Origin of the sequence: Candidatus Ruminimicrobium bovinum, from assembly GCF_902760015.1 — a bacterium.
In the GTDB taxonomy this organism is placed as follows: domain Bacteria; phylum Elusimicrobiota; class Endomicrobiia; order Endomicrobiales; family Endomicrobiaceae; genus Ruminimicrobium; species Ruminimicrobium bovinum.
In genome coordinates, this window is sequence record NZ_CACWEU010000121.1 from 1 (window position 1) to 10,341 (window position 10,341).

Consider the following 10,341-nt stretch of genomic DNA (forward strand, 5'->3'; position numbering starts at 1 on the left):
ACTGTAAGTTTTTTACCGGTAAAAAAACCGTTTATACGTATGATTTGTCGAAAGTAGTTTGTTATCCCAATCCTGCAAGAAAAGGTAAAATTACAATAACAAATTTGCCTTCGGTATCCGAAAAATTAAATGTTTATATTTATACGATATCAGGGCAAATGATAATTTCTTTTTCATCCGATGATACGCAAATATTCGGAAACGGAACAAGGTTTTTGCAATGGAATTGTAAAACAAAATCCGGTAATGATGTTGCTCAGGGAATTTATATTATACTGATTAAAAATTCCGGTGATAAAGTAATTAAAAAAGTTGCCGTTATCAGATAAAATTTGTCTTGTAAATTCAGATTATAATATTATTAGATTATGGGCTTATATGTTGTTTTTTAGTTTTTGTCTTTTAAACTTATAAACTTATCACCCTATAACCCTATAACCTGCAGTTGTTGCCGTTAAAATTTAAACCCTTAGCTCTAAGCTCTAAGCTAAATTTGCGAAGCAAATTTCTTGTTGACAAAATTCGTAAACTTTTGTATATTACTTACCGTTTGGTAGACAAAATATGTTTTTTCAGAGAATAAAATGAAAAATAAAATTTTAAAAGAAGCATTTAATTTAATAGGAACAAAATCCGTAAAAGATGTTTCCATGCAGGAAATTGCTTCCGCCTGTAATATAACAAAACCTTCTTTATATTATTATTTTAAAAGTAAAGATGAAATTTGTTATACGATAATAAAATTTATTATAGATGATCAAAGGAAAAAAGTAGAAAAATATATTGAACAAAATATTTCGTTAAAAGATATTTTAATAGATATTTTTAAAAATGCATATAAAGCAAAGGCAAAAAAATCGTTGGGTTTTTTTTTACATGTTACGGATTATATAAAGGGTGTTCCTGCTCTTGATAAAAAATTCAAGTCGTTAAAAGAAGAAAACGAAAAAACAATAAAATATATCTTTGAAAAAGAAATTAAAAATAAAAATATAAAACGTGAAAATTTTGAAATTGCCTGTTATTTGTTTGAAGCATGTTTAAATCATATTGTTTTTGCACCCGTAAAATTGATAAACTTAAAGCCCGAAAATATTGTAACGGCAATTTTAAAAGCGATAGACTATAAAAATGCAGAAGATTAGAGGATGGGAGTAAATATGAAAAAGGTTGTATGTTTATTAATAACATTACTTTTTACCGTAAATATCTTTGCGGCATCGGCTGCAGGTTACGGTAAAAACGATTTGAATGTGAAATTGTTTAAAGAATTGGAACAGCAAGAGGGAACAAAAATAACAATACGAGATGCTGTTAAAATAGCACTCAAAGACAGTTATCAGGTTTATTCCGCTACAAAATCAAAAGAAATTGCCGAAGAAGCATTGCGTCAGGCAAATTCTTCCTATTATCCTTATATTGATTTTGAAGCAAATTATAACAGAGCATTATTGAGGGCAAAATCATTAAATTCCAGTGATAAAATGGTTGAAACTTCAATTGTAAATAATACTTACACCGCACAACTTAAAGCAAATTGGGTTTTATGGACGGGCGGTAAAATAACAAACACAAAAGAGTATATAAAACTGCAAGCAGAAAGCAGCAATTATAAGTTACAACATGTAAAATCTGTTGTTGCAAGAACTGTTGTGAATTATTGTTACAAAATAATTTATGCATCCGCTTTGGTTCACGTGCAGGAAACTTATTTGGATGTTGCCAAACAACACCTTGCCGAAACTAAAGCGAGGTATAAACAAGGTTTATCGAGTAATCTTGATATTTTAACGCAGCAAGTCAGGGTTGATAATATTGTTCCGCAGGTTCTGTTAGCAAAAAGAGATGTGGAACTTGCAACTTTATCTTTAAGACAAATTTTAAATAAAGACCCCGAATCTCCGTTGTTTTTAACTTGGGTTGAAAACGATTTATTGCTTCCGGATTTGCCGGATCTTCAAACATTATATGACATGGCTTATCAAAAAAGGCCGGAACTTATTGTATCAAAACTTGCAATGGATATAGCCGAAGCAAATTGGAAAATAGCAAAAGCCGACCATTATCCGAATCTTTCAGCTTACGGTAATTACGGATATTTCGGATATACAAAGGAAGGCCTTCCCGATGGAAACCATTACTATTTAGGTGCAAACGTCGGCTTAAATTTAAGTCTGCCGATATTCAGAGGTTTTTCAATATCTTCACAGGTAAAACAAAAAGAATTGTATTATGAAGATGCAAAAGAAAGTTATGAAAACCAAAAGAAAAATGTAAGAATAGAGGTAAAAACGGCATGGCTGAATTTGGAAGAAGCAAAAAAAAGAATTGAATCGACCAAAGGCGTTGTTGCACAAGCACAAGAAAATTTGAATTCAAAAATGTTAAGATATAGAAACGGACTGATAAGTCAATTGGAATTAAATGATGCCATATCGGATTTGAATACTTCCGAATTATCGTTCGTGCAAGCTATACATGATGCACACATGGCTTTGTCGGAATTAAATTTTTCTGTTGGAAGGGAGACAAAAGATTATGAGTAATAAATTGAATGAACAAAAAAATTTTAATAGGGGTAGTGTTGCGGTTTGGTTAATTATTATATGTGTAGTTGTTGTCGTTTGCGGTATTTTTATTTTTAAGAAAGATTCTTCTAAAATTTTAGAAGATGTTTCAAAAAATGTTTTTGTTGTTAAAACCGAAACCGTTCAAAAAAGAGATTTGAAACATCAATTAATTGCTTCCGGCAGTATAAAAGCTTTGGAAGAGGCAACTTTGTTTCCGAGAGTCAGCGGTAAATTAAAAAGAAATTTATTGAGAGAAGGCGATAGAGTCCAAAAAGATCAAACAGTATCTTTAATTGAAAGGGATGAAGTAGGTGCTCAATACGAACCTGTTATAGTTCCTTCAACATTAAGCGGTGTTGTTGCTAAAATTTTTCTTGATCCCGGAGAAAATGTTACTACCGCAACACCTGTTGCTTTAGTTGTTAATCAATCCGTGCTTAGAATAAAAGTTGATGTTCCGGAAAGATATGTAGGGGAAATTTACAGAGGACAAAAAGCCGTATTAACCGTTGAAGCTTTCCCTGACCAAAAATTTGAAGCAACACTTGATGTTATAAGCCCGGTAGTTGATTCTTTAAGCAGAAGTGTTGCCGTTGAATTTAGAACAAATAATCCTAAGGGATTGTTGAAAGCCGGTATGTTTGCAAGGGTAGATATTTCTTTAAAAGAAGTTAAAAATGTTTTATCTTTGTCCAAGAAAAATATTTATGAAGACCAGGACGGTAAAAATTATGTATTGGTCCCTTCCGATGATAAAACAACCGCCGTCAGAAAAGATATAGAAGTTAAATTTAAGAATAATAATAATTGGGAAATTTCCGGACTTAACGAAGGTGATGAAGTTTTGGAATTTGTTTACGGTATTAAAGACGGCAGTAAGATAGAGATACAAAAGTAGGGAGCTAAACAAATATGGAAAATAAAACAGAAAAAAAACATAGCGGTTTGGCCGCATTTTTTATACACAGACCGGTTCTTACCATAATGGTAAGTGTTTCATTGATGTTTTTAGGGCTTATGGGATATTTGAAAATGGGTGTAAGTTTATATCCCAGTATGGATATTCCGGCAACACTTGTTCAAACGGTATTGCCAGGTGCAAGCCCGGAAGAAGTTGAAACTTCCGTAACAAAATACATAGAAGAAGCCGTTAACGAAATTTCCGGTGTTGATGAAATTTCTGCATATAATATGGAAGGTGTTTCCATTGTATTTGTTAAATTTGAAATGGATAAAAATGCCGATATCGGTATTCAGGAAGTGAGAGATAAAACAGAACAGGTTAAATCCAAATTTCCGGACGGAACAAAATCCCCCGTAGTTTTAAAGCTTGATATGGATGCTTCAGCCGTTTTAAATGTTGTCGTTACCGGTAACAGAGATATTATAGAACTTACCGAACTTGCCAAAAAGAAAGTTAAGGAAGTTGTAGAAAATACTTCCGGCGTAGGTTCTGTCAGTATTGTAGGCGGCAGAGAAAGAGAAATTCATGTTACGATAAACCCTTTAAAACTTTATTCGTTACAAATTCCGATAACCGATGTTACATCCGCACTTGCACAACAAAATTTTGAAATTCCGGGAGGAAAAGTTGAGCAAAACCATAATTCCTACAGTTTAAGAATTTTGGGGAGAATACCTTCGGTTGAAGATTTTAAAAACATATTTGTAAAAAACAAAAACGGAGTTCCCATAAAACTTTCCGATGTTGCAACGGTTGAAGACAGCGGAGAATACGAACAACAAAGCACAACTTTGGACGGTGTTCGCTGTGTAACTTTGGAAATAAAAAAACAAAGCGGCTCAAATACTTTACAGGTTATCGACGGTGTTAAAGAAAAAATTAAAATGATAGAAAAAACACTTCCGCCGGATATGAAAATTACAATTATGTCGGACCAAAGCGGTTCCATCAGAGCTTCGGTTAATACAGTTTTGGAACATCTTTTCTTAGGAGCATTTTTGGCAGGTATAATGGTATTGGTGTTTATGGGCTCTTTAAGGTCTACTTTTATATCTTTCCTTGCTATTCCTATATCGGTAGTGGGTTCGTTTATATTTATGAACATGAACGGTTTTACTTTAAATAATATTACATTACTCGGTTTAACCGTTGCCGTGGGTATTGTTATTGACGATGCAATTGTTATGCTTGAAAATATTTACAGGCACATGGAAAAATATGATAAATCTCCTGTTCAGGCAGCCGTTGACGGTGCAAAAGAAATTACGGCAACCGTTGTTGCAACAACACTTTCTATTCTTGTTATATTTTTACCTTTGGCATATATGGGCGGTATGGTAGGAAGAGTTTTAAGCAGTTACGGTTGGACGGTAGTTTTTGCGATTGCACTTTCAGGTGTTGTTGCATTAACATTAACACCTATGTTATGTGCAAAAATGTTGAAAAAAACAAACGGAGAAAATAAACTTGATAAAATAGTTACAAATGTAAATAATTCTTTGGTTAAAATGTATATACCTGTTTTAAATTGGTCAATACATCATAAAATTATAATGGTAATACTTGCATTTTTGTGTATATTTGCAATTGCTCCGATGATAAAAAATATGGGCGGTGAATTTTTCCCTCAGGAAGATTCCGGTAAAATTCAAGTTCAGGTTAAAGCCGAAGAAGGAACAAGTTATACCGATATGAAAGAAATTTTAGCTCAAATTGAAAACGATATAAGAAGATTGCCTTACATAAAAAGTATTTTAACCGTTACGGGTAAAGGCGGAGACGGTTTAAGTTCTTTTTCTAATTCCACACCTACAAATAAAGGTTATTTGGAAATAGAATTGGAAGAAAGAAATAAAAGAGAAAAAATAAAAACGGCAAAATATATAAAAAATATAAGAGAAATGTTGACAAAATATGACGGGCTTAAAACTTCGGTTATTGTTAAAAGTGACGGCCCGTCTTCCGGTAAAGAGGTACAGCTCAGTTTATTGGGTCCCGACTTGAATAAATTGATGGATTATGCAAATGCAACGGTAGCAAAACTTTCGCAGGATTCAAGGTTTAGAGATGTGGATTTATCGGTTGATATGGCAAAACCCGAATACAGAGTAATAATTAACAGAGATAAAGCAAATAATTTGGGTGTTAATGTTACCGCCGTTGCTGCAGCTTTAAGAACAATGGTCGGCGGTGAAGATGATATTACAAAGTATAAAGAGGGTGATGAACTGTATGAGGTAAGGGTTAGGGTTGCCGAAGAATTCAGAAATACGAAGGAAGCTATTTCGGCACTTATGATACCTGCAAATATTGACGATAAAAATACTGTTATACGTCTTGACAGTATTGCCGATATAGAAGAAGGTTTCGGTCCCAGCCAAATTAACAGGAAAGCAAGACAAAGAGAAGTTAGGGTGGAAGCAAACTTGAACGGACTTGATACAAGAAGTGCAATGAATATAATGGAACAAGCTTTTTATTCTTTAAATGCTGATATAGGTTATACCGTTGCAAAAAGCGGTCAGGCAAAAGAAATGGGAAAAATGTTTGTATCGTTCTTATTGGCTTTTGTTTTGGCATTTGTGTTTAAGTATATAATTCTTTGTTCGTTAATGGAAAGGTTTACACATCCTATTGCTATTATTGTAAGTTTGCCGTTGACAATTCCTTTTGCATTGTTTGCATTGATGGTAACGGGGCAAACATTAAATATATTCAGTTTACTCGGTATGTTTATGTTGGTAGGTGTTGTAAGTAAGAATGCTATTTTACAAACGGATTATACAAACCAGTTAAGGGCAAGAGGTTACGGCAGAACCAATGCAATACTTGAAGCAAATAAAGTAAGACTCAGACCTATTTTAATGACAACTTTAACACTTATAGTTTCCATGATACCTATGATGATATCCAACGGTGAAGGGGCAGATACAAGAAGAAGTTTGGCAATAGTTATTGTAGGCGGTCAATTGTTATCGTTACTTGTTACATTGCTTATGACACCCGTTACTTACATTATAGTTGATTCCATAGGTGATTGGGTAAAAAATAAAATCAGCGGAACTCCGATTCCCGAAGATAAAGATAAAGCCGTTATTTTGGATGAAGTTCCTGAAAAATATTAAAAAATCACAAAGCGATTTTTAGTTTGGTTTTGAGATATTTTTAAGATATTATTGCCGAGCGAATGCGAGACAATTTGTGTTGTCTTCGTCATTTAAACTCTCAGCTTTCAGCTATATGCTCTAAGCTAAAAATTTTATGTTGACTACTTAATTTAATTTAAGTATAATAAATCCTTATAAATTGGCATAACTTAAACACTTTTTACCGACAGATGTATAGTAATAACTGTTATTTTGAGGTATAAAAGTTTGTCGGTTTGCTTTATATATTGGAAATTTTATAATGAGGAAACGAAAAAATGACAAAAAGAACATTTCAACCAAACAAAGAAAGAAGAAAAAAGAAAATAGGTTTTAGGGCAAGAATGGCTACGGTTGGCGGAAGAAAAGTTATAAGTGCAAGAAGAAGAAAAGGCAGAGAATCTTTATCGGCATAAAATGTTTTACGGAAGTTCCGGTTCTTCTTTTTCTTACAACGAAAGGTTACATAAAAACAGCGATTTTAAAAAAATTTTTGAACATGGTGTTCGTTTATCCGTCGGGTTTGCAAATATTTTTATCTTTAACAGAAAAGACGGCAAACCTATAAAAAGGTTAGGACTTGTTACTTCGAAAAAAGTAGGGATTGCTGTTGAAAGGAATAAAGCTAAAAGAAGAATAAGAGAAATTTTCAGAACTGGGAAAAACAAGTTGGTTGACGGCTTGGATATTATTTTTGTGTTAAAATCAAGTATTAAATTTCAAAAATATAGTTTTATTGAACAAAAAATTTTTGATACATTAAAAAGCGCTGGCTATTGTAAAGAGTAGCTTTATGAAGTATTTTGCACTTTTTTTAATTGAAATTTATAGAAAAATTTCAGCATTTACTCCTCCAAGATGCAGGTTCTATCCGACTTGTTCACAGTATGCATACACAGCCATAGAAAGATTCGGTTTTTTTAAAGGCGGTTTTTTAGCTTTAAAAAGACTGCTTAAATGCCATCCTTTTTGTCAGGGTGGTATAGATTTGGTTCCTGAAAAAAAATAAAGAGAGAGAAAATTAATATGCAAAAAAATACGGTTATGTTTGTTGTTTTTTCAACGGTGTTTTTACTGTTATGGTATTTTTTGTTTCAGCCGAAACCCGAACAAATTTATCAAAATTTAAATTCTTCGGATTCAATTAACCAAACGGCTGTCAGCGAGCAAAAAAAAGAACCGGAAATAAAGTCCGAAATTGCAACAAAAGAAAATAAAATTATTGAAACAAGTGCAAAAGAAAGTGAATTTGTTTTGGAAAATGATAATTATAAAGTTGTTTTTTCAAATAAAGGAGCATCCGTTAAACATTGGTTTATAAGAGAAAAAAACGGAAGCTTTGTGGATTTGGTTTTGCCCGAGGCGGCTCCGGTATTAGGAAATTTTCCGGGTTCGGTTTATGAAGTTATAAATTCAAGTAAAGATGAAATATCATTCGAATATACATCTCCGGAAGGTTGGAAAATAGTAAAAACTTTCAGAATGTCCCGGGAATATTTTCATAAACTTGATATTAAATTGTTCAAATTGAAAGATACTGCAGTTCTTCCCGATATTGATATAAATTGGGGGCCGGGTTTGGGAACGGACGAGAAAGAATTAAAAGAAAACGAATCCGTTACAAGAATACTCGGACTTACATCTTCAATGCCTGCAAAATTGGAAAAATTGAAATCACAAAACAATCCTGCGCAATTATATAAATGGGTAGCAATAGACAACAGGTATTTTTTATCTCTTTTTATGCCGGTAAATTCGTTAAATTTTTCTAATATAGAAGTTTCAAGAAAGTCAAAAAAATCCGCACCTACGGCAATATTAAGTGCAAATGTAAAACAGGATGAATATGAACAGGATTTTTCTTTAAATTTCTTTGTAGGTCCCAAATCATATACATATTTAAAAACGTTTAATTCCGGTTTTGAAAAAACCGTGGATTTCGGCTTTTTCGGATGGTTGGGAAAGATAGCTCTTTTTGTTTTATTTTTCTTTTTTAAACTTACAAATAATTACGGTTGGGCAATAATTATATTGACGATAATAATTCAAATTTTGGTATTGCCGTTGACATCAAAAAGCTATAAGGCCATGGCAGGTATGAAAAAAATTCAGTCGTTAATAAAAGATTTGCAAACAAAATATAAAAATGAACCTCAAAGACTTCAAGCTGAAATGTTAAACCTTTACAGAACAAATAAAGTAAATCCTTTGGGCGGTTGTTTACCGATGTTGTTACAATTGCCGATATTTTGGGCATTGTTTCAAACTTTAAGAAATGCTTACGAATTAAGGTATTCTCCGTGGATTTTATGGGTTAAAGATTTATCGGCAAGCGACAGTTTGGCTTATATAGGCGGAATATCGTTGAATGTTTTGCCTTTGGTTATGGGTATAGGTATGTTTTTGCAACAAAAAATGTCAACTGCAACATCCGACCCCACACAAAGAAAAATGATGTATATAATGCCGATAGTATTTACATTTTTATTTTGGCGTTTTCCTTCGGGATTGGTTTTATATTGGTTGACAAACAGTGTTTTTTCAATGATTGTTCAGTATTTTGTTTTAAAAAAACAGGAAACAAAAAAATAAAATTTTTAAAATCCGTTTTTGTCATTCTGTGTTCTTTTTTAGTTTGTCATTTTAAGTGCGTGAAGCGACGCGTTGTTGGACGTGAAATCTGTAGTTTGTCGTTTGCCGTTAATTGTAAATTATACATTGTAAATTGTACATTGCAGTTTTAAGGGAGGAATAAATGTTATTGGATGAGTTGGAAAGTATAGGTAAAAATGTTGCCGAAGCTATAGAGAACGGAATAAAAAAACTTGAATGCGGTAAAGATGATGTTGATATAAAAATTCTTGATGAAGGATCTTCCGGTTTATTCGGTTTGATGGGTGCAAAGCCGGCAAGAGTATTGCTTACGGCAAAAAATAAAAAGAAAAAAGAAAATGAAAATGATGTGAAGTCGGAAAACAAAATTAAAGACATTGATAAAAATGGTGAAACGGAAGAAAATATCGACCAAGAGCTTTCATGTAAAAATGTTCAAAAAATAATAGAAGATATCGTTAAAATGATGGGAATTAAAATTGAAAATATAAAAGCTTCTTTTAAAGACGGTTTTGTTAATGTTGACGTAAAGACCGATAACAGCAGTGTTTTAATAGGAAGAGCAGGACAATCTTTGGATGCTTTGGAATATGTAACACAGTTAATAGCAAATACCAATCCTAAAACAAGAGTAAAAGTTTATTTGGATACGGATAATTACAGATTAAAACAGGAAGAAAGGTTAAAATCAATTGCGGAAAAAGCAATAGAGTATGTAAAAAGAACAAAAAAAATATACAGATTTGATCCTATGTCTGCAAAAGACAGAAAATTTATTCACCAATATTTTAAGAATTTAGGTGAATTTGATACTTTCTCCGAAGGTGAAGGTGCAATGAGAAAAGTCGGAGTAAAATTATCAATAGATAAAAATTAATGAATTTATTTAAACAGGAAGATACTATAGTAGCTCTTGCTACAGGCAATATAAAGTCCGCTTTAGCTATCATAAGAATAAGTGGTAGTATTGCAAAAACGGTAGTATCTTCTGTTTTTTTTACAAAAAGCCATAATCCAATAGAGATAGAAGATAGAAAAGTATATCATG

General features: G+C 32.5%; 10 protein-coding genes and 1 pseudogene. All 11 read left to right on the top strand.

Annotated elements, in window-relative coordinates; all coding sequences use genetic code 11:
* Positions 1-329 (top strand): T9SS type A sorting domain-containing protein (locus ACMUOV_RS04375; protein WP_413853896.1); only part of this gene is annotated, 329 nt, incomplete at its 5' end.
* A 255-nt stretch (positions 330-584) separates the two neighbouring features.
* Positions 585-1,145 carry a TetR/AcrR family transcriptional regulator gene (locus ACMUOV_RS04380; RefSeq protein ID WP_413853897.1) on the top strand — a complete coding sequence of 187 codons (561 nt, stop codon included), beginning with the start codon at positions 585-587 and terminating at the stop codon, positions 1,143-1,145.
* A 15-nt stretch (positions 1,146-1,160) separates the two neighbouring features.
* Entirely contained in the window at positions 1,161-2,546 is a 1,386-nt protein-coding gene (locus ACMUOV_RS04385; RefSeq protein ID WP_413853898.1) for a TolC family protein, read from the top strand.
* A complete protein-coding gene (locus ACMUOV_RS04390; RefSeq protein WP_413853899.1) occupies positions 2,539-3,468 on the top strand; it encodes an efflux RND transporter periplasmic adaptor subunit in 930 nt (309 codons plus the stop codon). Before ACMUOV_RS04385 ends, ACMUOV_RS04390 begins: the two co-directional genes overlap by 8 nt.
* A gap of 14 nt (positions 3,469-3,482) precedes the next feature.
* Complete coding sequence (locus ACMUOV_RS04395; RefSeq protein ID WP_413853900.1) at positions 3,483-6,659, top strand: efflux RND transporter permease subunit; 3,177 nt, start codon at positions 3,483-3,485, stop codon at positions 6,657-6,659.
* A gap of 299 nt (positions 6,660-6,958) precedes the next feature.
* A complete protein-coding gene (gene rpmH / locus ACMUOV_RS04400) occupies positions 6,959-7,096 on the top strand; it encodes a 50S ribosomal protein L34 (protein WP_413853901.1) in 138 nt (45 codons plus the stop codon).
* Positions 7,056-7,469: a ribonuclease P protein component gene (rnpA, locus tag ACMUOV_RS04405; protein ID WP_413853902.1), complete on the top strand. Its 414-nt coding sequence runs from the start codon at positions 7,056-7,058 to the stop codon at positions 7,467-7,469. The genes rpmH and rnpA overlap by 41 nt, the downstream gene beginning before the upstream one ends.
* Before the next feature lie 4 nt (positions 7,470-7,473).
* Positions 7,474-7,689, top strand: a complete 216-nt coding sequence (gene yidD, locus ACMUOV_RS04410) for a membrane protein insertion efficiency factor YidD (RefSeq protein ID WP_413853903.1) — start codon at positions 7,474-7,476, stop codon at positions 7,687-7,689.
* A 17-nt stretch (positions 7,690-7,706) separates the two neighbouring features.
* The gene (gene yidC, locus ACMUOV_RS04415) at positions 7,707-9,272 is read left to right on the top strand and encodes a membrane protein insertase YidC (protein ID WP_413853904.1); all 1,566 of its coding nucleotides are present in this window, start codon (positions 7,707-7,709) and stop codon (positions 9,270-9,272) included.
* A gap of 163 nt (positions 9,273-9,435) precedes the next feature.
* A complete protein-coding gene (gene jag / locus ACMUOV_RS04420) occupies positions 9,436-10,170 on the top strand; it encodes an RNA-binding cell elongation regulator Jag/EloR (RefSeq protein WP_413853905.1) in 735 nt (244 codons plus the stop codon).
* A pseudogene (locus ACMUOV_RS04425) lies at positions 10,170-10,341 on the top strand (tRNA uridine-5-carboxymethylaminomethyl(34) synthesis GTPase MnmE); the annotation flags it as partial. The gene jag and the pseudogene ACMUOV_RS04425, both read left to right, overlap by 1 nt.